Source organism: Neptunomonas sp., from assembly GCF_016744175.1.
Classification (GTDB): Bacteria; Pseudomonadota; Gammaproteobacteria; order Pseudomonadales; family Balneatricaceae; genus Neptunomonas.
Genome location: NZ_JADGEV010000038.1, coordinates 15,764 through 39,474 on the forward strand (window position 1 = coordinate 15,764; position 23,711 = coordinate 39,474).

General features: G+C 40.9%; 17 protein-coding genes. 1 reads left to right on the forward strand and 16 read right to left on the reverse strand.

Features of this window, described 5'->3' with window-relative positions:
* Window positions 1–51: 51 nt before the first annotated feature.
* From QZZ55_RS15220 to QZZ55_RS15285, 14 genes are all read right to left on the reverse strand, one after another.
* A complete protein-coding gene (locus QZZ55_RS15220) occupies window positions 52–666 on the reverse strand; it encodes a LysE family translocator (RefSeq protein WP_293268245.1) in 615 nt (204 codons plus the stop codon).
* 72 nt (window positions 667–738) lie between these two features.
* Entirely contained in the window at window positions 739–1,125 is a 387-nt protein-coding gene (locus tag QZZ55_RS15225; protein ID WP_293268246.1) for a DUF2306 domain-containing protein, read from the reverse strand.
* A complete protein-coding gene (locus QZZ55_RS15230) occupies window positions 1,122–1,805 on the reverse strand; it encodes a glutathione S-transferase (protein ID WP_293268247.1) in 684 nt (227 codons plus the stop codon). Before QZZ55_RS15230 ends, QZZ55_RS15225 begins: the two co-directional genes overlap by 4 nt.
* 22 nt (window positions 1,806–1,827) lie before the next feature.
* Window positions 1,828–4,077: a peptidase U32 family protein gene (locus tag QZZ55_RS15235; RefSeq protein WP_293268249.1), complete on the reverse strand. Its 2,250-nt coding sequence runs from the start codon at window positions 4,075–4,077 to the stop codon at window positions 1,828–1,830.
* 208 nt (window positions 4,078–4,285) lie between these two features.
* Window positions 4,286–6,475 carry an OsmC domain/YcaO domain-containing protein gene (locus QZZ55_RS15240; RefSeq protein WP_293268250.1) on the reverse strand — a complete coding sequence of 730 codons (2,190 nt, stop codon included), beginning with the start codon at window positions 6,473–6,475 and terminating at the stop codon, window positions 4,286–4,288.
* 130 nt (window positions 6,476–6,605) lie between these two features.
* Window positions 6,606–7,148, reverse strand: a complete 543-nt coding sequence (sigZ, locus tag QZZ55_RS15245; protein WP_293268251.1) for an RNA polymerase sigma factor SigZ — start codon at window positions 7,146–7,148, stop codon at window positions 6,606–6,608.
* Window positions 7,149–7,241: 93 nt separating this feature from the next.
* Window positions 7,242–7,946: a glutathione S-transferase family protein gene (locus QZZ55_RS15250; RefSeq protein WP_293268253.1), complete on the reverse strand. Its 705-nt coding sequence runs from the start codon at window positions 7,944–7,946 to the stop codon at window positions 7,242–7,244.
* A gap of 133 nt (window positions 7,947–8,079) precedes the next feature.
* Window positions 8,080–8,706, reverse strand: a complete 627-nt coding sequence (prfH, locus tag QZZ55_RS15255) for a peptide chain release factor H (protein ID WP_293268255.1) — start codon at window positions 8,704–8,706, stop codon at window positions 8,080–8,082.
* A complete protein-coding gene (locus tag QZZ55_RS15260; RefSeq protein ID WP_293268256.1) occupies window positions 8,703–9,884 on the reverse strand; it encodes an RNA ligase RtcB family protein in 1,182 nt (393 codons plus the stop codon). The genes prfH and QZZ55_RS15260 overlap by 4 nt, the downstream gene beginning before the upstream one ends.
* Before the next feature lie 263 nt (window positions 9,885–10,147).
* A complete protein-coding gene (locus QZZ55_RS15265; RefSeq protein WP_293268258.1) occupies window positions 10,148–11,353 on the reverse strand; it encodes a diguanylate cyclase in 1,206 nt (401 codons plus the stop codon).
* A gap of 128 nt (window positions 11,354–11,481) precedes the next feature.
* Window positions 11,482–12,111, reverse strand: a complete 630-nt coding sequence (locus QZZ55_RS15270; RefSeq protein WP_293268259.1) for a LysE family translocator — start codon at window positions 12,109–12,111, stop codon at window positions 11,482–11,484.
* An 83-nt stretch (window positions 12,112–12,194) separates the two neighbouring features.
* Window positions 12,195–12,815 (reverse strand): LysE family translocator, encoded by a 621-nt coding sequence (locus QZZ55_RS15275; protein ID WP_293268260.1) that lies wholly within the window; start codon window positions 12,813–12,815, stop codon window positions 12,195–12,197.
* 129 nt (window positions 12,816–12,944) lie between these two features.
* Window positions 12,945–15,683: an EAL domain-containing protein gene (locus QZZ55_RS15280; protein ID WP_293268261.1), complete on the reverse strand. Its 2,739-nt coding sequence runs from the start codon at window positions 15,681–15,683 to the stop codon at window positions 12,945–12,947.
* A gap of 367 nt (window positions 15,684–16,050) precedes the next feature.
* Window positions 16,051–16,560: a hypothetical protein gene (locus tag QZZ55_RS15285; protein ID WP_293268263.1), complete on the reverse strand. Its 510-nt coding sequence runs from the start codon at window positions 16,558–16,560 to the stop codon at window positions 16,051–16,053.
* Window positions 16,561–17,083: 523 nt separating this feature from the next.
* On the opposite strand from QZZ55_RS15285, the gene QZZ55_RS15290 reads away from it, so the two are divergent.
* Window positions 17,084–18,862, forward strand: coding sequence for an SLC13 family permease (locus tag QZZ55_RS15290; RefSeq protein ID WP_293268264.1), 1,779 nt, complete (start codon window positions 17,084–17,086; stop codon window positions 18,860–18,862).
* 372 nt (window positions 18,863–19,234) lie between these two features.
* Here QZZ55_RS15290 and QZZ55_RS15295 read toward each other — a convergent pair whose 3' ends face one another.
* Window positions 19,235–23,059: a hypothetical protein gene (locus QZZ55_RS15295; protein WP_293268265.1), complete on the reverse strand. Its 3,825-nt coding sequence runs from the start codon at window positions 23,057–23,059 to the stop codon at window positions 19,235–19,237.
* Window positions 23,060–23,612: 553 nt separating this feature from the next.
* On the reverse strand, window positions 23,613–23,711 hold a 99-nt coding region (locus QZZ55_RS15300), incomplete at its 5' end, for an NAD(P)/FAD-dependent oxidoreductase (RefSeq protein WP_293268269.1).

The window sequence follows — 23,711 nt, forward strand, 5'->3', positions numbered from 1 at the left end:
GACGCAAAAACATCCACACGCTACGAGAAACACACAGCAATGGATACTAGCTTAGTATTCTGTAAACGCTAGCTTAGTACCCAGTAGTGCGAACGCTGCTGAAAAAGTTCTTTGGATATACCTCATAACTCTTGGCGAGCTAACAACATAACGACTAACCTTATTTGCTAGTAAGCCATAACCTACAAAAACAAAGAGTGTTAATGCCATAAACACGCCACCTAATCCCAACATATTGAGCAACGGGTGGTTAGTATTTTCTGGTATAAATTGAGGTAGAAAAGCCAAGAAAAACAAAGATAATTTTGGATTTAAAATATTAATTAAAAAACCCTTAATACTAACTTTCAGCATACTCTCAGCATGCTTACTATCATCCAATGCAAGTGTCCCAGCGCCCTTCCACATACTCCATGCCAGATATAATAAATACACTACGCCTGCAAATTTGATGACTTGGAATACAACAGCACTGGTATGAAGTATAGCGGCTAAACCTAATATACAGGCCAGAAGCGAAGGAACAATACCGGCAGTACAACCAATAGCGGCGTAAATACTCGCGCGTGCACTTTGAAACAACCCCGTCGATATAGTGTAAATAACACCTGTGCCGGGAATAAGTACGACAATGAGAGAAGTAATCAAAAACTCGATACTGATCATGCAAACTCCTTTCTACATGTAATTTAGTGATAAGTGCTCTTGAATAAGTATTTTCTCAGTATTAAATACTATTTACGAGAAAATCCAGTTATTAAGCAATCTTCCTGGTGCGAATGAAAACCCTCCAGCTATAAGTAACCCACCAAGATAGAGGCCAATCATATAGCCACGATGTTTCTTTATGTTGTTATTTTTTATAGCCATGTATGCAGTAGGGACTGCATACAAAACAAAAACACTGAATAAATGTATCAGTCCAAAATGGTTAAACAGTATAGGGCCTACTTCTGCTGACATAAACAATGTCATCACTGCGGTAACTATCATCAGCAACATGTATATTTTACCAAGCCACTTATGAAACGAAGTACCTTTTCGATTGAGCAAAAGATAGGACCCTATCAAAAAAGCAGGTAACACTGTACTAAGATGCAGATAGGCCAACTGTAAATATGTCATCCGCCAAACAAGGACTCTTCGTAATTATCTAACCATAGCGGATGTTTGAACATGGCTTGTGCATATAGCCTACTTTGTAGATGGTTATTAAGCCAGTGCTGTAAATGTGTATAAGGGCCTTGCAAATATAATTGGCGATTAACTTTGGAGAACTGTCGTACGAAGGGAACTAGTGCATAATCGAGTAAGCTAGGAGTAGCTCCCATTAAAAATTCGTGTTGTCTTAAACGTAGTTCTAGCGCTTGAACAAAAGGCTCGCATGCTAAGCGATACTGTTCTTGCGTATCTTCATGAAAACGCTTGGCGTGTTTGTATTGCTCTAGGGTTGGCTTAAATTGCTTGTCGTTCTTTTCAATGATTTTTAGCATCTCAGGCAGTGCTAATTCATTGTGAGAATAGAGTAAGTCGTGTGGATCATTACGATTAAGTGCCCATAACATAATATCTAAGCTTTCATCTATAATAGATTGATTTACTTGGTTTAAATCTAAATCATCTTTGCTGTTTTCGAGCACTAAAACAGGTACTGTACCCTTAGGTGAGACTGCCAACATCTCAGCGGGCTTATTCTTCATCACGATAGGCCGCAGCCTAACAGACTGTTGTGCCAATAATATTGCCAATCTTGCACGCATCGCGTACGGACAGTTTTGTAATGAATACAAAATTGGCAATGTCATAGTTATTTTACAACCATGTGCTTTACAAACCTTGGCTGTATTGTGCGTTAGTAGAGACAGTAATCATATTGCTCAACTGTTGCTGGGCGAGTTCATCACCTTTTAAGAAGTTTTCAAAGTGCGTTACCAACTGGGCTTTGTCTTGTTCTGCTTTTGATCCGGCACCAATGTTAGTCAGATCAATAAAGAACTCGTCAAACAGATCAGCCAGATCATTCACAACATCAAAGTTCAAGAACTGCTCATCGTTATAGATGCTTGGGTAGCCGCCCTTCTGCTTATCAATAGCAAAAGAAACACCTTTCACATTGGTAATGGTGGTGGCTTTTTCGCACTTGAGCATACAGCCATCTTCAATACTTGGTTTTTTACAACCCACAGTTTGCTGGAAGAAACACTGACGACTGGTCATCATCAGGATAGGGTGGTAAATGCTGTAGAGCATTTTGAAGTTATCCGGGCGCGCAATATTCTTAATTTGCATACGGTTAATTTCATTTGAGATAAATGCACCCGCGCAGTTTAATTCTTCTTTAAACGTTAGCAATGCGTAGGAGTTGGTCGTATTCAAGAACGGACCCGCAATCCACTCGATATCCATCTCAAATGCTTTATAAGCCACACCTGTATTGTTACTAACAATACGGGCCGGACGAATTTCTTCAAGCAGTCTTACCGATTCATCGTAATCTTTACCAATTAATACAGCAGGGAACCATGGAATCAGGTGCGGGTTGCGCTTAAAAATATCGATATGTTTATTACAGTCTTTCTTCCAGCTTTCTGGTAGCTTGAAATACACATCAGCTGTTGTCAGTTCGCATAGATGTAGATCTTTTTCATCAGCAATTAAGATCGACATTGTCGGTTTGCCAGGCGCTTTATTATGTTTTTCCAATGGAGCTACTTCAACCTGAGGAATGATGGCTACAGAATTGTTTAATAATAAGGCTGCTTGGTTCTTGAGCTCAGTTAGCTCTTTAAACGGCAGGCTAAGTGCTTCACCTAATCCATCACAATTGAAAGATTCAATAGTGTAATCACTAATAGCGAAGTTTTTAAAGCGCTTTTCTAAAGCCGTTTGATCAATCGTCAGCTTAGTCGCTGGACTAAGTGATGATGTGGTTTGTAATGTATATACTTTGTCATTATCACCAATGGTCATAGTTAAGCTTAAAGGCTCATCTAACGTACCCGAAAAAGTTAACGCTAAAGGTTGTTTAGCAATGCTAAGGTATTTGATTTTATCGGCAAGCTCTACCCCTAGATCATTTCTCTGAGCATACAACTCTTCTCTTGCTTCTTGGACTTGTACCACAGAAATAGCATTACTTTTTTCAACCGCGTGGTGAACACTGTAATCACGCGGATTGTCGATAAACATATCCTTAGTGAGGTTTCCCTTTAAGAACGAATTCGTAAAGTCACGGTTAAACACACGGTGTAAGTTAGAATCATCGGCTAACAGTTGTCCTGTTTCAACAAACTGGTCAACTTGCTTGCGCCACGTATCAACGACAGTATAGACATAGTGAGCACCTTTGATACGCCCTTCTATTTTCAATGAATCTACTTGCGCATCGACTAGCTGTGGTAAATCAAAATAAGCAGAATTATCTTTCAAGTTTAGCGGGAAGCGATTACCCGCAGCGGTTATCTCATACTCATCACGGCATGCCTGGCTGCAGCGTCCACGGTTGCCCGAGTTTCCTACGCTCACCGAGCTGGAATAACACTGACCAGAAAAGGCAATACATAAAGAGCCATGTACGAACACTTCTGTTAGTACATCGTGCTCATGCGCTAGTGCCGTGAGTGATTTTATTTCAGGTAGGTTTAGCTCGCGTGATAAGTTAACGCGTGATGCACCGATCTTTGCCAAGAATAGAATCTGGCCTTCATTATGTGTAGTAACCTGCGTTGATGCGTGGATATCAAGCGTTGGAAAGTGTTTCTTAACGAGATTGAAAACACCTAAATCTTGCACAATGATACCGTCAATCCCGGAGTTCACTAGCTTGTTAAGCAGCTTAATCATGCCAGGGATTTCATGCTCAAGAATCACAACATTTAACGTCAAAAACACTTCGCAATCGTATTTATGTGCTAAACGTAAGATGCCAGTTAAGTCCTCAAAAGAAAGATTGGTGGCACGATTACGAGCGTTGAAGGTATCTAAGCCACAATAAACGGCATTGGCACCTGCAATAACAGCAGCTTTAATGGCTTCAACATCCCCACCGGGTGCTAATAATTCAATCTTTCTACTCATTCTGGCGAACTCACTTTATTCTGGATACTTGCTTACGGCAGGTTTAGCGCGGAATTTTAACGGGAACGAAAGAGTAATGCTATTGATAACCCATTTATACGAAATGTCACGTTTTTAGTGTGGTTAAGTTTTCAATAAAAGGCTCCCAAGAGCGGATTACTGCTTACTGAAGTAAGGTAATCCACATGGGGGCTTTTTATGAGAATCTCTAAAGAGGCGTTACTGATACCTCTCGTGCTTTATGTAGTTTTTTATAGCTTTCAATCAATCGAAGGTGTTTATCCAACCCTTCAAGTTTCATGCTTGTCTTAGTTAAGCCATAGAATTTAACGTCACCGGAAACAGAACCTACAACACTATCCATCGCATCAGCGCCATACATTCTGACCAAATTTGGCAAATAGTCTTCCAGCTCAAGCTCTTCATCTAAAACAATATCCAGTACGACGTTAATAGCTTGATAGAACAAGCCACGAGCCACCGTATTATTATTGAAGTTAATGTAATCTTGAACTAACTCACTGGCCTCTTCATATTGCTCAAGTGCCAAATAAATCAGAATTTTTAACTCACCGATATCGAGCTGCCCCCATACGGTGTTTTCATCAAACTCAATGCCGATGAGTGTTTTAATGTCGGTGTAGTTATCTAACTCGCTTTCTTCTAAGCGCTCGACTAAATGTGCTAATTCGTCATCATCTAGCGAATGGATATTTAAGATATCTTCTCTGAAATAAAGCGCCTTGTTCGTGTTATCCCAAATAAGATCTTCAACAGGATAAATCTCCGAATACCCCGGCACTAAAATCCTGCATGCTGCGGCACCTAAATCGTCATGAACCGCTATATAAACCTCTTTTCCAAGGTCCGCTAGAATAGTCATCAAGTTGCTGGTTTCTTGCTCTGTCGTACCTGAGAAATCCCATTGGCAAAATTCATAATCATGCTTAGCACTAAAAAATTTCCAAGAGATAATCCCTGTTGAGTCAATAAAGTGCTCAACGAAGTTATTCGGCTCAGTAACCGCCATGCTATTAAATGTAGGTGGAGGCACATCATTTAGGCCTTCAAAGCTTCGACCTTGCAGTAACTCAGTCAGACTACGTTCTAACGCCACTTCAAAACTTGGATGTGCACCAAAAGAGGCAAAAACTCCCCCCGTTTTTGGGTTCATGAGAGTGACACACATGACTGGAAATACACCGCCTAAAGAAGCATCTTTAACGACAACAGGGAAGCCATTTTCTTCTAACCCCCTTATGCCTTCAAGAATATGCGGATACTGTTCTAAGATGTGTTGAGGAACATCAGGTAAAACGATTTCCTCTTCGATAATTTGTCTTTTTACCGCACGCTCAAATATTTCAGACAGGCATTGTACTTGCGCTTCGTAGATATTATTCCCTGCACTCATACCGTTACTAAGAAATAAATTCTCTATAAGGTTAGAAGGGAAGTATACCGTTTGCTTATCCGACTGACGTATATAAGGTAAAGTACAAATGCCGCGTTCAATAAGACCAGAATTAGTATCAATTAAATTAGAGGCTTTAAGCTCATCATCTGGATTATAAATTTCAAGGCATGCTTCATCCATGAGCCCCTCTGGCAATGCATCATCAGAGCCTGCTTTAAACCATTTTTCATCAGGATAGTGAACGAACTGGCTGTTACAAATATCTTCGCCAAAGAACTGGTCGTTATAGAAAAAGTTAAAACTAGCACGCTCAATATACTCGCCCAGCGCTGAGCATAATGCACTGTCTTTACTTGCGCCTTTACCGTTGGTAAAACACATCGGTGAAGCAGCATCACGAATATGCAGCGACCAAACATTCGGGACTATATTCCTCCACGAAGCTATTTCAATCTTAATACCGAGATCCGCGAGAATAGCGGTCATATTAGCAATGGTTTTCTCAAGCGGGAGGTCTTTACCAATAATGGTTGTATTAGTATCGTTGTCAGGCCGTCCAATGCTCATCAATGTAGCATCTTCATCCAAACTATCTACAGCGTCAATTTTGAATTCAGGGCTTTCTTGCACTACTTTTTTGACTGTACAACGGTCAATAGATCGCAATATCCCTTGGCGGTCACGATCAGAAATACTTTCCGGTAGTTCGACCTGTATTTGAAAAACCTGATTGTATCTATTTTCAGGATCCACAATATTGTTCTGTGATATTTTAATATCATCGGTCGGGATATCTCGCGCCAAACAATAAACCCGTACAAAATAAGCAGCACAAAGTGCTGATGATGCTAAAAAATAATCAAAAGGACTTGGTGCAGACCCATCACCTTTATAACGAATAGGCTGGTCTGCTGTGACGGTGAAATCATCAAACTTTGCTTCGAGTCTGAGATTGTCTAAAAAATTTACTTTGATTTCCATTTAAGTATTCTTTCCGGGATCGTGTGACGCATGAATAGTGAAGGAAAACATTTTAACACTAACGATGGGAGTAAAACGAAGACATTCTAAAAGAGGTGTATTACAAAGCCACCACGTATTTACGAAATAGTTAGCAACGCTGGCAAAAAGTAGACTTTGTCTGGTATTCAATAACATTCCCATGCCGGTCTAGTTCTAAATGACAGCATGATTCAAATAACGAGCGTAACTGGACTCTACCTCGCTGCACCCTAGATTTTAGCGCTGAGTAACTAATGCCAAGTTCCTGAGCACATTTCTTTTGCGACTTCCCCTCAAGATCAACGGCAATAAGCAGCATGGCTACATCAGAAGGTAGGCCCTTGATAATAGGCTCTATACAATCACTCAATGGGTGCTGATCCAAAATCGAACCACTTTCATACCAAAGATCATCTTCAGTTAAATCTCTACGCCTGCCCTGCTGGCGATAGAAGTCAATAATGACATTACGGGCTATTGTAAAGAGCCAAGGCTTTAACTTCTCTTCAGTATTAAGAGTACCAACATGCTGATGTATTTTAATGAGTATTTCTTGTAACAAATCATCAACATCATCTGGGTTTGAAACCTTTGAATGTAAAAAACCTTTCAGCTTAGCTATGTACGCCTGCCAAATACTCTCAATATCCAATTGATTACCCCAGTTGAATATTACGTTAAAAACGCTCCTGCTTTTTAAAAGAAGGAGCAACACGGCGCTATACACATTTAAAAATATCTGAGCCTAACAACATCCACTCGCTTTACAGGTATCTAATGCCATGCCCGTACAAATATCATACTTTTTTCCCAAAAAGGTCTCATCAGATAGATAAAAAGCGACAAATGCTTGTGCAAAATTATCAGGCACTGCTTTTGTAGCCAGTCCAGATGCAAGCAGTTGCTCCTGCCATCTTTTAATCTTTGGGTAACCCAATAAAAAATCATAACCTGCGCACTGCTCGACGATAGATGCGCGATGAAGTAGAGGTAGCCAAGCGATATCAACCATACTCAACGTGTTTGTATTAAAAAATAGAGTCTTTCCTAAAACATTTTCGATAGCCGCAAAAGCACGGTTCAACTTTACGCTACGTTCTTCAAAGCTTTTCTCATTGGGGCTACGTTGTGCACTACATTGCACTAGATAGTTTTTACTCGCTAAGTAACTCCACGCTCTGTTAATGGCGCGTCGCTCATTAGTCATGGTGGAATCTAGTGCGGGGTAAGCCTCTTCTAAATATTCCACTATTGCATCAGATTCAAACAGCGCTTCGCCTGACTCAGTAACAAGTACCGGCACTTGCCCGTGGGGCGAAATATTTAAAAACCACTGAGGTTTATCTTTTAGACTGATGTACTCGATTTCGTAAGCAATTCTCTTAGCTTCAAGAAGTGCAGTGACTCGCTGTACAAACGGACAAATATTGAAACTAATAACTTTTAACATACGTTCCCCTCATTTCATTTAGCTTGTAACAAACAAGACGTTACTGAATGAAAAAAGACGCATTTTTTTTATATCGATTTAGGCGTTACTGCCTAAACCGATATATGTTTACTTGTGTACTACCACTCACAAGTCATTTTGATTCAGGAATGAAGTTTTCCCCTCTAAATATTCTTACTGGATTGCCGCGCTCAAGCTGCTGGTGGTGTAGCCAACGAGCCTTGTCTTGTTCGGACATTTTCACTCGTTTATCGTCTTCAAGTTTTTGAAAAATAAGTGCTTTGGCAAGCCGTTTATTAGCATGTTGACTTCGCTCACTCTCAACCCTGACAGAAATCCCAGAAACAATATGCGTAGCACGTATCGCCGAATCAGTAGTATTCACATGCTGCCCACCCGCACCAGACGCTCTACATGCCTGATATTCAATTTCACCCTCTAAGGAGGCCTCATTGAATTCATATACTTGACCACTAAAAAACCAGTTTTTGCGTTTATGCTTAGGTCTGAAAGGGCTTATGCAACACCACTGCATGCCCCCTTGCCATTGTTGAGCAAATTCCTTTGCTCCCTGACTACCTGAGACTATTTCGATAAGAATAGACTTAGGACAGTTCTTGTCTTTACTTGGAACAACTTCAATAACATTAAGTTTAAGAGCTTGTTCATTCGCCTCCTTTTCAATTTCTTGAAATGCAAGATGAACAGCTGCACCACATTCAGCAGGCCCTTGGCCTGAAGTTAGTTGCAGTAATATCATGAGGAACAACCTCCATTAGTCTTGAAGGTTAAAACTGGCCGGAGTCGAGCAATTACTTTAATTAACCCTGCACTCACCAAATCTTCGATAATAGACTCACACTTCTTATAAGCTTGAGGAGCTTCGTCATATAACAGTTCTTTGTTTGTGCAAACTACACGGCTGCCTAATGCAGTGTGTAATAAGTCTTCTTTTCTGTATTTGTGGCTTAGCCTTGCTTGGCAGTCCCCACGTTTCCATTTTCTTCCCGCGCCATGTGCAAGAGAATACAAACTGCTTACCAAACCACATGCATTGAAACTTGGATCATCCTCTTCAATAGGAGCAACTAAGTAGCTGTAATCCCCTCTTGAGCCAGGAATAACGACACAACCGTGATCTGCAGGCGTCGCACCTTTTCTATGTAACCACCCTTTGTGGTTACCAATTGTTTTCTCGGCGACCACATTGTGATTTACATCCAAGATACAATCCCCCGTTTCTCCAATCGAGGACAGAAAGCGCTTTGCAATGAACTCCCTGTTGAGTTCGGCCCACTTTACTGCACTTTCATGCTTTGCTATGTAGTCGCTAAAATCAGGAGAGTCGACCGGCAAGCCTTGATGGTTAAACCGTGAAACGTGATCTACAAGAATAGATTGCCCTAAACCTCGAGAGCCCGAATGAACCAATAGTAATAGCCGTTTTGTATCGATCCCTAAGCACTTAACGGCATTGGCGTCATATACTTCATCAATAGCTTGAAACTCAGAAAAATGATTCCCAGCACCTATCGTACCTAAAGAATAATCATATTCAGATGAGCATATTCCTACCTCTTGCTGTCGGTTCTTTATCTCGTCAAACCAGCTTTCATCCAGAGGCAGCTCTACATTAGCAAGTTTTTTGGCTAGCTTCTCTGTATTAACTTTGGCTACTTTTGAAGAAGTTTGCCAAAGAGACATGCCACAACCGATATCGTTACCTACGAGTGCAGGGTAGATTCTGTCTGTAGTAAAGAATGCAGCACCAATAGGATAGCCACGGCCAGGATGCAAATCAGGCATTCCTGCAACAAGAGACATCCCATCAAGTTCGGATGTTTTAATTAGTTGTTCTACTGCTAGCCCTTCTATCCATGTTTTATCAGATGCAATTAGGCTGACTTTGTCAGTAATTTTTTGGACGGATTTGCCCATAATACCAATACCTATATGTAGGATTTATAACGAAAAACGTATTGGCAGGCCGATTGACTGAGCGAAAAGATAGGTAGGAAAGAGTTTCCAGTTACTTAGCGGACAAGACCTGCAAAAGATAGCGAATACAATGTCATGATTTTTCTCCTTTGCAGTTAGATGGTTAATAAATATACGGCGGCATACTAAACAATGAATAACATCAAATCAAGTACAATAAGTCTTCTATGCATGTTTTTTTGTAGTTCACATTTACACTAATATTAATCTTCATTCATTATGTAACGGTCTTTACCTTCTGATTTTGCTTTTAACAAAGCTTGGTCAGCTTGCTGAATTAATTCCTCGCAAGACTTAACATTGCTTGGGTCAGCCACGGCAATACCAATACTGAAAGTTACCGATAAATTATGATTGGAAATTTTTTTGTTATGAATGGCCACCAACATGCGTGCCGCCACAGATTTGGCCGTTTCTACCGTGGTTTCGTGCAATAAAACGAGAAATTCCTCTCCTCCCCAGCGCGCAACATAATCATCGTTAGCTCTTAATTCAGTTGTCAAAACATCAGCAACAGCAATGATACATTTATCACCAATATCATGACCGTAACCATCATTAATGGCTTTGAAATTATCTATATCAATCATCATTACCCCCAGCACTTTTTGAGCCGCTTTATGATGATCGAATTGTTGATTCATTTGTTCGCTTAGAGAAATTCTATTGGGTATTTTTGTTAAAGGATCAGTGCGTCCGGCTTTTTCACTCAACAGCCATTCCTGATTTTTCTTTAAATAAAGGGCTACACAAAATAATGAAAGTAAGCTGATAAAACCAAATATAAACCACAAAGAAAATTTTTGCTCATAATCAAGGCTAGATTCGGTAGCCAACACGGCTCTTGTGTCACCGATTCTCCAAGAAGCTTTCATGCTTGCAGGATGGTTATTATGACACTCAACGCAACTGACATCGTTCATGACAATAGCTTGGGCGTAAAAAAACTTTTTTTCAGAACCTGAATTGATAATCTGAATATACGGGTCTTTTGAATCTGCGGTTAATTGGGCTAGCGCTTTAGTTTCATGGTCATTTTTGGGCACTGCAGTATCTTTACGCCAAGGAAAAGGATGATAACTATACATCCACACTCGTTGCTTGGGACTACTAACGCTTTTAGCCAGTTCAATACTAAAGGTCGCAGGATTAGGTACAATCCTTCCTTTTATCGCGTGATCATGTCCCGTTATCAAGTTCGTTTGTGCTTTTAATTTGTTGAGCACTTTACTGTACGCACGCCGAGCGTTGTCAACCAGACTGGTGACAGTTTCAGCGTTCATTCTGGCCTGATCAATTGCCAGTTGCTGATAGTGTCTGTCTATAAGAACGACACCTGCTACACTGGTAAGCATGGCTATACAAACGAGCAAATAAACAAAATATATCCGTCGGTTCCGTTTTTTCATGTGCAAATACCGGCAACCTATAAAACCTTAGTATAGTGCACAACGCCAAAATCAAAAACTCTCTTGGATACGGCTAGATTTTTTTGCAGAAACCCCGCGTTAAAGTTGCCTCTAATCAGACTGCTAGTTTATGGCTTTAAAGAAGCAAGTTTTACTCCAAACCCAAGAAATATAAGCCCTGTCGTTGTTTTAAGTAACTTCTGAAAGGCCACATTGTTTGCCGCTCCTTTCAGTTTTGCCAATAACAAAACCATCGCAGAAAACCAAGCCAAATTGATAACAGAATGTATAAACACTAATAAGAATGCTGAATCTGCAGCGCCTGCTTGTGGAATGAACTGAGGAAACGCCGCAAGGTAAAACATTGAAACTTTGGGATTAAGCGCATTCGTTAAGAACCCCTCAAAGAAAGCTTTGCCCAATGAGTGTTTTGATTTTGCGGGCTCAATAGCTGCGGTACGTTCATGGCTATACCAGGCAGACCATAATGCCTTCGCACCTATCCAACATAAGTATGCAGCACCTAGCATTTTCACTATGAAAAATGCTTGGGCAGACTGCGCTAGAAGCAGCGATATCCCCAATACAGATAAACTACCATGTAAATAGAATGCAGCCACAAATCCTGCAATATTTGCAAACCCCGCTGGCTTACCGGAAATAGGAACAGTTTTAGCTATCAGTACTCCGTTTGGTCCGGGTGATATAACGAGTAAGGACGCAACCACAATAAAACTGATTAATTGAGTAAATTCCATATATAAGCTCCAAACTAGATAATAGTAGCTAATATCCTATTAACGGGCAGCCAACGCGTTAAAGATAAATGATTAGTTGGTATTCATTCTCGACGGACTATAAGCAAACCAACTCCGGCACTGGCTAATAAGCTAGAGCAGCTTCTATTGAATAATCTTCTCATACGTGGGTTTGAAAACCAGTTTCGCAAGTAAACACCAAAACAAGCATACCCAGCAATTGCTGCCCACTCAAGAAACAGGAAGATTGACCCTAAAACAAAAAATTGAAAACCAACTGGTTCTGATGGATTAACGAACTGAGGTAAAAAAGCAGTAAAAATAAGGATAGCTTTTGGGTTACCTGCCGCTAAAAGAAACTCTTGTTTTGCCAACCCTATGACAGACATCCCCGACTCACAATTGCCGATATCATCACACGGGGTTGCGATCCAAAGTTGATAAGCCAGCCAAAAGAGATAGCCTGCCCCAAATACTTTAACAATAGAGAATAGCTGTTCAGAAGCATACAAAATGCTGGCAAGACCTGAAGCAGCCAACGCGATCATTACTGTAAACGCTACTAATCTACCGATGCCCGCAATGCATGCTACCTGGAATCCATATTTCTTTGCATTGCTCATTGCAAGCAAGTTGTTTGGCCCTGGTGTAAGATTCAAAGCAAAACACGTTGGAACAAAAAGAATAAGTGTTAGGAGTTCCAAATTTATATCCTCAAGAAGTTATCACCTATTAAGGTGTACCATTAAAGCTACATACAACTATTTATTATCTGCGCATATCATCTTAATGCACTTGTGGCCTGCTATGTACCGAATGCTCGACACCTTAATCTAGATTACGTACTTATTCTCGAATTGCTCCGCGGAAATAGGCTTACAGAAATAGTATCCCTGTCCATAGTCACAACCCCATCCAGCTAATAACTCAAGCTGCTCTTTTGTTTCAATTCCTTCTGCGATGACTTGGATATCTAACTTGTGGGCCATGGCAATAACGGATTCGCAAATAGCTGAATCATCATTTCCCGCCGTTAAGTTACTCACAAAGGCTTGGTCAATCTTTAGATAGTCCACATCGTATTTCTTGATATAAGAAAGTGAGGAATAACCTGTACCAAAGTCATCCAAGGCTATTTCTATCCCCGCATCACTCATCGCAAATAACTTATTGGCCACTATAGCGCCTGAATCCATCAATAGCCCTTCCGTTATTTCTACTACGATGGCTTCTCCTGAGAGGCCGTGTTGGGCTAAATAATCACACCAATCATTGAGATGGGTATCTTCACTTTTAAACTGGACCGGTGATTTGTTAATACTGATTTTAAAATCAGGGTTTATCGTCTGGCGCCATGTAACAACTTGCTTTACAGCCTCCTTAAAAACCCAGTTACCTATATCAACAATTGCCCCTGTTGCTTCAGCTACAGGAATGAAGTCAGCAGGACTAATAATACCTTGCTCAGGGTGATGCCAGCGAATTAAAGCTTCTGCCTTGTATACCTCATGTGTTTTCAAATCAATAATAGGCTGATAGAACAAACTAAACTCTTTGTTGGCCAATGCCTTTCTTAAGTCTGTACCGACTGCATACTTGTATTCTGTTGATTGTTTCATCAATGGAACATAATAACTACGTTGATTACGGCCTTGTTGTTTTGCGTTCTCTAGCGCCAAATTAGAGCATTGAATTAGTAATTCATAAGTTGTTGCGTTCGTTGGGAAAGAGGCTATACCGATACTACTGGTAAGATATATATTATGACCTTCAACCTCGTATGAGGTCATCAGTACTGTCTGAATACGTTTCACAATGCTCTCTACATCCTCCTCACAGCCTTCGTCAGGTAATATCACAGCAAAGACATCTCCCGAAATTCGAGCCACCAAATGAGATGCATTTAGGCAATTTTGTATTCTGTCTGCTGATTGTTTTATAAGCTCATCACCGATCAAATAACCGAGGCTATCGTTAATTTCAGTCAAACGATCTAAATCAACCAGTAATAAAGAAATTGGATAAACTTGCACATAAGCAAGGCCTATTTCATTATTCAAATGATCAATAAACATACGGCGATTAGACAAGCCTGTTAGGTTGTCAAAATTTGCTTGTCGCTTAATTAAGTCCTCAGACGCTTTTCGTTGAGAGATATCACTTGAGAGACCGATACGTCGGTAAGGTTGATTGTTTTCATCGTAAATTGTATTTATTGAAAGCCACTCGGCATAGATCTCACCGTTTTTGCGCCGGTTCCACATCTCTCCTTCCCATCTCCCTGTTGCATTAATGTCTCGCCACATTTTTTGATAGAAGGTATGATCTTGCCTGCCTGAATCCAAAATACTATGAGTATTGCCAACGACCTCACATTGAGAAAACCCCGTGATTTTTGAAAAAGCAGCGTTGATACTCAATATAACGCCTGTTTCATCTGTGACACTCATGGCTTCTTGGCTATTTTCATAAATAGAAGATGACAACTTCAATGCGTCTTCTTTTTGCTTGCGAGCAGTAACATCCAGCGTTGTAATCAACACAATATCCATCGAATTTTCATAGCCAGGCATAATGGCATGACGGACTTCAATCCATCGGTGTTCACTGTTTAAGTCTATAAAAATAGATTCGCATTCATAGACTTGTTTGCCTTGTGCAAACGCATCAATAACTTCAATAAATTGCCCAATACTGGATTGATCAAAAAATTGAGTGATGCCTTCTGTTAATTGATCTTTTGACACCGCACCCGATACCTTCAATGCGGCATCATTTACATCAACAATTCTTATCAAGTTAACAAGCTCCCAAGCCTGTACTCGGTTCTTGAGGAAGTACTCGGATATAGAAGTTCCAGGGTGGTCACGTTGTATCGTTTGGATCGCTGAGCTCACTGCAGACCAATCTTCTTCCCAGATTGCCGCAGGAGCATGGTAATAAAGACCTTTCATACGCTCTTCGCTGAGCACTAAGTCTTTAGATAAGCACGCTTGTTTTAAACGATTAATAAACAAAAAACTCAATACAACTATGGCTAGGGGGTACACGACAATCACAGGAACGAAAATAATCCCTAGTATTTGGAGCGCTTTATCGATGGGGAATAAAAATAATGTAGCTAAGTATACTAAGTGAAGAATAAGCCCAAAACACCATAATTCTTTTAACGAAAGTTCGGTCAAACTTTTTTGGATACGATATTTGCGCCATAGTAAGCCAATAACGCCAGACGAAATAATACTGGCAACACCCGGGATAACCCCATCTCCTTCGAGAGAAATTCGTACAATAGCAGCCGTGAAAATTGCAATCGAAGTCGGTATTACACCAAGGCAAAGCCCTGATATGCCTAATAGAACAGAGCGCGCATCGAAGATGATGCCTTGTTCATACTGCCATGAAGTCAACATAATAACAGTGATAATCAAGCCAACGATAACACCGGTTACCACATCCTTAAGGCGCTGATTCTCTGTATCCCATTGACGCGATATGAAGTCATAAATGAATAACATTGCTATTAACAATGCGACATTTTGAGATAAAACCAAAAAAACTGAATTGGTCATATAAGAGTTATCCTTAACTTCTCGTACGATAACATACGTTAACTTTTCTACTTTGTGAGCTGCAGAGTGAAACTAAACCGTTACTTAAACCCTCGCTGTTGAGAATCCAAATGGTAATTTGGCAATTATTTATCAAACTCACAGTTTATACAAGAACATTAACAGAAGATGAACCGAGCATTGTTCTTTTGAATGTGCTGTTGTCATGATTTAACGAAAGGTCAAAATATAGACGGCTGCTAAACAGACGAGTGATGTAGTGGCTCTAACATTACATTGTCTTATGTTGCTCGGTTAAAACGCACATTGAAACAAAGTAAAGAAGTTCAAGAGGTATAGGCGTGTCTAGCTTTTCATGATGTATTAACTAAAATTTACCCAATAAAAGTAGCTGTACTTCACCTACTTTTTCTGTGTGCAAACCAATCTCTTTGCGAGCAATATTAACTGCATTGGTATATGCTTCATTTACTTGATTAGACTTTTCAGAATACCGAAGTACCTGATCTTCTTCAAAGATCTCAGCGTTAGGAATTTTTGAGATAATGGTGGCAAGCACTATTGCTTCGGATAGTAGTTTATCCATCGCAGCGACTACTCTTGTTGGCGCATAAATGTAAATTTTATTCAGGTCTTTTTTACATTTTAAAATTTCAGCTGCTTCATTAGAACTACTCTGATCATTGCTATATACGGCATGATTTATGAGAGACTCAATTGAACTCAAATAGTCGGTTACAGCCGTACGTTTTAGCTCTCCTTTTTTAAGCTCAATATCAATTTCTTTTTGTCGACGATAAGTTGTTAATCCTAATAGTGCAGCCCCAATGGCAGAAAACACAGCAATCAGATTGGCAATTGAAAACAAGGTATCCATAAGTAGACTCCTATAAAACGTGCACGCAGTTGTTAGCTGCATATCCACACGGGTCAAGATTACATTATGTATTTGTTAGGCTCAGCTGGAAGATAACAATCTTATACTGAGCTTCCCTCCTCACTCGATTTACATTACAAGATACTCCACTTCACTATTTCTATCGAGTGATCACCTTCTTTAGCAGCGCAAGCAGTAACTTAATTTAATAATGTAGATTGAAATCTCCTTAAATAAAGCGCGAGTCTGTAATGCACAGGGCAGCCCTTTTTACGCATATATCAGCAATTCACGCTTTACAGTGGTGTGTAAGCATAATGACTTGTTCAGAAGGACATGAATTATCATTGTGAGGAGTACTGAGGGATATTGCTGCGAGTCTGCTGTCTGAACCATCGCCATCACTAAGCTGAGTGACCTAAGATACTGACCAGACTATGGTTTTTTCATGGATTTATCCGTATTGTGAGTATTTGCCCAGCGTGGGCGTCACGACTTAAAGCTGGTTATAGGGAGTTTGTATTTGAATACTGATCAATGGCTGATTACCGCTGTTCTGGTACTAACACTGGTACTCTTTGTTTGGGGGAAATATCGCCATGACGTTGTGGCCGCTATTGCGTTAGGGCTATGCGTGCTTGCAGGTCTCGTGGCGGCTGAAGATGCCTTTACAGGCTTTAGCCATCCGGCTGTTGTAACAGTGGCGGCGGTGTTAGTGATCTCCGATGCGCTGCGCCGCTCCGGCGTCGTCGACATGATTGTACAGAAAATACTGCCCTACACTGAAAACCCGCTCAGTCATATTCTCATCATGACAACAGTAGTAACGGTCGCATCCGCCTTTATGAATAACGTGGGGGCACTTGCGCTAATGCTACCGGTTGCACTATCAACTTGCAGTAAACATCAGCGCTCGCCGGCACTTATTCTGATGCCTCTGGCTTTTGGAAGTATTTTGGGAGGCATGACAACCGCTATAGGTACGCCACCCAATATCATCATAGCCATGATGCGAGCCGAGGTAAGTGGAGAGTCATTCAACATGTTTGATTTTTCACCGGTGGGTGTGGCCATCGCTATTATGGGAGTCCTTTTTATCACACTGGTGGGCTGGCGCCTGATACCAGCCGCACGCCTCAAGAGCAGCTCGCCTGAACAACTATTCGCTATCGACGAATACCTGACAGAAGTAATAGTAACCACAGGTTCCGGCCTTGTAGGTCGGGCGGTAGAGGATATCGATGGACTAGATGATAGCAGCATCGAAGTCGTGGGTGTGGCCCACCGCCATGGCAAGACGTTGTCGGTCCGACCCGGCCAGTTGCTTAATGCCGGCGATATTTTGATTCTACAAGCAGACCCATCAGAAATTCAGCCACTGCTAGACAAGAACGATCTCGAGTTAATAACTAGTGCCGACAAAAAGTTTTCCGAGTTGACACAGGGCGATCTTACTTTGGTAGAGGGCGTTATAAAGAGAGGTTCAGAACTTGAGGGGCGCGATGTGTCTTTCTTACGCAGGCGTAGTGGTAGCTCTCTTGCGCTAGTTGGCCTCGCCCGGGAAGGACATCAGATTCGCAGGCGGCTTAGACGAAAGCAGTTTAAGGCGGGTGATATTCTGCTATTGCAGGGTGCGGTGGATGATGTTGGTGAGCAGCTCAGCGAGCTGGGCATGATTCCACTTGCAGAACGAAACCTCAGCCTAGGACAACCAAAAAAGATTGCCATCGCGCTGGCCATTTTTGCTATCGCCATTGGGCTAGGTGTTGCCAAGGTGCTTCCGCTGGCGATCGTATTTTGTCTTGCCGTTGTGGTCTATTTATTACTGGATATTCTACCGGTTCGTAATCTTTACGATGCCATCGATTGGCCAGTAATAATCCTTCTATCAGCCATGATACCGGTGGGTTCTGCACTGCAAAGCACAGGGCTTACGCAGATGCTTGCCACCCAAGTATTGGCGCTTACAGAGGGTATTCCGGTGTATCTGGTTATCGGCCTAGTCCTGGTTGTCACAATGTTCCTATCAGACATCATCAATAATGCGGCCACGGCTGTCATCATGGCGCCACTAGCCTACGGTATCGCTATGGGGCTGGGCGTGAATCCGGATCCTTTTTTCATGGCGGTGGCTGTAGGGGCATCTTGTGCCTTTCTCACCCCTATCGGACACCAATCCAACACCCTTGTCTTGGGGCCGGGCGGCTACGCTTTCGGGGATTACTGGCGAATGGGATTGCCGCTTGAAATCATGATTGTGTTGTTAGCAGTACCGCTTATTCTGCTGGTCTGGCCGCTCTAAATGATACACAGAATATATTTTTTAGTCTGAATCACGTTTATTAAAACAACCAGAGTAACAATGAAAAAGATATCTTCTGCCTGACAATACCCATAGCAAAAAGCAGCCTTTCGACTGCTTCCTATTTCATTCTAAATGAGAAAAATACCATTTTTCATTATATTTGAAAATGTAGCCTAAAACCCAAATACACCTTCACTACGGACAATCTTTATTGTTTTTTAACAACATGAATATGAGGCTCCCAGCGACTCCATAGTGAACCACGACTTATCATCCTTTCTCCGTTCGTCGTTGCAATATCTTAGTAATATGGTTTAACTCAAAAAAACATTAAATAAAAGGTAAATTCTATTGCTTCCTAGCAACTACTCAGATTCGTGACACATCCAAAACGAAAACATCAATCGACCCTTTTAATTCGGGCGATAATGTTTCTTCGATAGCTTTTCTTAGCTCCATTGCACTTGTTATTTCATGTCTCTTTTTACCGGCAACCTTTTCAGTAGCACCAAACCAGATGACAAGATAAATACCTTGTTGTGCAGCATCAGGGTGAATTGAATAGCGCTCATAAAGTTGTGTAGAAGCTGCCGAGTAAAGCTCGCTATGCCATTGCCCTTTAGCTTCTATAACAAGTAGTCGCCTTTTTCCATCAATTATCTTAGCTGCGGTAATATCAATTCTATTTTGATTTTTAGTCTGGTGCTCAGATGTAACGACAATGCTTTGAGACTTAAGCACTAAATCAAGACGTTCAGCAATAATTTCGACAGAGCCTACTTCATTCAAATGTATATCATTTCCTTCTTTAACTTTTGTATAAAAACGATTTACTGCATTGAACTCACCACCGTCGATATCTTTTTGATAACTTGCTAATTCTTGAAGAATTAATTGGCGCAAGCCCTCAACCGTAACCACGGCATTATTATCCAACAAATCTACAATTTTCTGTGGAGTAGGAGGCTCAAAATCTCTCAGAGCATTTTTCCTCAATTGCTCTGCTTGTATGCTCTTCAACTCTCTATGAATATCAACAAAACGTGGGTCTGCTAGAAGTCGACGAAGAACAGGAATAGCTTTATCAGAGCTATCTTTCCCGATGCTCCAAATAATCTCTGTTAGGAACCTGTATGCAGTCTCTCCACTAGGACTGCCTGTCCCATGACTAGTTGGCAAATAAAGTTTGGGCCATTCATTAAAAAAAGCTGTAAGGATAGCTTCAACTTTAAGGGATGTTAGCTCTGGCCAATATAGATAACCGCTTCGATTCATTCGGCTAAAACGCTCAGTAAATAAAAAAACTGAATTCCTATCACGCTTAAGCCAATTCCAGTATGGTTCTGCACTTTCTAGGCTTAAAAAGCAAAACGCTCGACTGAACCAAAATTCACATCTTTGTTTGAATATATCATCCGTTTTTACCAACTGCTCCGACAAAAGTTCAGTGCATCGTACAAGAATGATCTTATTTAGTTCTTCCTCCTCTTCACTTTGTGCAGCAATTTTAAAAAGTAAATTCTGAGCATAAGGTGTAATTTTATCGAAACGTTCAAGCCATTCAATTGACAATTTCGCTCGCAAAGGACTGAAGAGTTCATCGTATTTCAATAAATCCACTTCCGGATGAGAACATTCAGGATCAGCTAACTGAGGCTCAATGTACCGGCGGAGAAATTGCTCAGCAGCCTCTATATCCGGAAATATCAAACGATCGACTTCAGCTTTAAGAGCATTGCGCTCATCTTCATCAACTGCAGAATATCCCATGTTGAAGTTTGTTCTCAATGCTATGAGCAGTGGAGGCTTGATACCTTCCAAGTTTCCTTGTTCACGCATGATCTCGACACAAGCCGCAAAAAGGATCACTTCAACGTGTAAGGACCTAGAAGCACATTGCAATTCAGCAAGCTTTTGCAAATTAGGAACTTCTGGCTCAATGAAATCCAGACAGTTTCTCAGAGCATTCCGAACAAGGTTCTCATCACCAAACTCCTGCTCTATCTTATCCGGATTTTCTAGCACTAGTTCTGCAAAATGAATCAAACAACTCCAATGTTTACCCCCTTCAACCAGGCTGCGGTTATCTTGGACATATTGAATATTGTCTTTGCGTATGTCACCCTCTTTTCTGTCTTGACGCTTCATTGAACGACGATGCTTAACATTCCATTTGCGGTCATCTTGTTTATCCTGAATAGCCTGCTGCCTATTTAGCAAACCCCATATACGCATAAACTCTGGCTTGTTAGACGCTTGCTTACGCATATGCCGTCTCAAATAATCAGGCCCGAAGTGTTCCTTTGCTCTATGGTACTGGTGCCGAGCTAGAAAACTCGACCACAGCTCAGTATTATCACGTTCAAATGCTATATCAACGATGAATTTATAGTCATCTAAACTCAAACGAAGACCAGCATGCGAACAATAGCCACTGAACTTGTCTATTTTTATTTGAAAAATCTGTTCTCGATCAGTTAGATCTCTGAAAACATGAGCAATAATCCCATGGCGTAGATCATTACCTTCACGCAGTGATTTAACTGAATTAGTGACTTTTGAATTTATTTGATTAGGGAAATTTAAATGCTCGATCCATTGCCACACACGTAATGGTTCAAAAGGAGGTTTAGCCTGTTCAAAATAACGATCTAAGAGAGAACCAATGATCTTGCTTTTTCCAGTACGACAATCACATTCATATGCTTTCTTCCCGCAGGTGCAGTCTAGATCTTTACTCAATGAGTCTAAAAGATATTCGATAGCTTCTAAGGGCAAACAAGATATTAAATGCTTAACAAAATATCGCACCCCTATTGTGCTCTCAAATCGATTTTTACGACTGTGATATAGGCTAGCGCAGCTCCTAAAGAATAATTCGAGTTCACTCGGTTTAAATGTCTCTGGACCAAGCGTTTTAATTACTTCACCAGCCATATTTAAAGAAGTATTACTAGACTCAACTATCAAGTCGTCCAAATCTAAACGAGAATCGTAACTCTCCACTCCAACAAGGCATTTCATAGCCAACATCCGAGTCGACTTACTTCCACTAGAAGCCAAAAAAACTTGACGCAACTCCGCGACTAGCCACTTTGTCGCGTTAGAACCTACTAATAGCTCAAGAAGCAAATCCCGCAAGTGCCCATCAGTTCCATCAGAGATAACTGGTTTAATCTCTTCCACCACCTCTTGCGTAAAGAAGCCTGCAACGCTAAATCTACGCCAGAAATCGCCTCTCCGAAAGTACGGATCAATAGCCTCAACTTCTTTCAGTTTTGACAAAAGAAGCCGTTTTGAGGATGGATCAAGTTGAGAAGGATCGCCGTTAGCAAGCACGGCATATGAATCAAGTTCAATTGCAGCTTCTTCTATTGGTTTATTACCCAATGTAGCCATCCAACCAAGTAACCCTCGCAATTCATCCCGTACTGATGCGTTAGGCGCGATAATAGGCAAGCATTGAGCAAGAGTTAAAGGGTCAGATGGGGTAGATATGCGATTAATAAGGTAGTCTGCAGCACAGTACTCAGAGACTATTTTGTGGACTGGTCGATGCTGGTCTGTATTATCCCCAGGTTTAAAAAGGCGTGTTGCCAAGAAATTCTTGACATCCACATCGCAAGAATTCAACAGTGACGCAATTAAAGGGTAACTCCTGTTTTCATTTGCTTCACTTATTGCTACCCCTTCAGCGCCTGATAGCAAAAGCTTTGCAAAAACTTCCGAGCACAAGTTAATTTTTTTATCACTAGACAACGCCAAATCAGATTTAACGTTAGTATTTGTCTCCCTTGCCAAGTGCGTTACTGCTTGAGTGAAGATTGAACGCTTGTCGGTAAAGTGTCCATTACTCTCGATATAAGCATCTGCGAACATTTTGAGAAACTGTGGATTTGGAAGAAGAGGTTCCAGCGAAAATCTGGTAACTTCAGCCTTAAACTCTACAAAATCATCTGTCTTCGTATAATTAGTAAAAATTGATTGCTGCTCAGCGTCATCAAATTCGCAAAGTCTGACAACTAAGGGAATATGACCGATAAATTGCTCAAAAGTACTTGTAGCCGAATTATCCCATTCACTAGATCTACTTGAAATGATTACATGACTCGGATTTACCTTTGAGATATTAGCAAGTAGTTTATGGATGCCAGTTTTATCGACCTTAGCAAGCTCATCAAAAGCATCAATCACGAGAGGGGTGCCAAGCAGACTAGCACCAACGTAGCTAAATACGTTTGCTGTTACCTCTCTAGTTTTTAGTCGCTGAGCCAAACTCTTTAAGAGTTCTGTTTTTCCAGCACCAGGCTCAGCCAAAATAACAATGTAATTAGAAGCAACTAATAGCTCTGTCTCCGTATGCTTTTGGTCACTGTTATAAACAGTCCGATTTAGATAAAAAGTCTGATTCATAAATAAAATACGACCTTGATAAACATTGCTACTAAGTGACATCCTTCTTAGTATAAATGACGATATTTTATGTAGTTACAGCCACAAAACTCTAACAAAAATTTCAATCATGTCTGTATTCACATTTTATTGTTATTTCTACTGAGGGTAGGTTTTCTTTTAATGAAAGTAAGTCTAAAAAACCCAAACACACCTTCACTACGGGCAAACTCTATTGTCTTTTTTAAGGCTAACGGGCAATCTTTATTGTCTACGGGCAAACTCTATTGTCTTTTTTAAGGCTAACGGGCAATCTTTATTGTCTACGGGCAAACTTTATTGTCTCTACACAACATCAAACAGCCTGTCCCGCTGCAAACCCGCAGGCCCACGCCCATTGAAAGTTGTGGCCACCTAAGTGCCCTGTTACATCTAAGCATTCGCCAATAAAAAA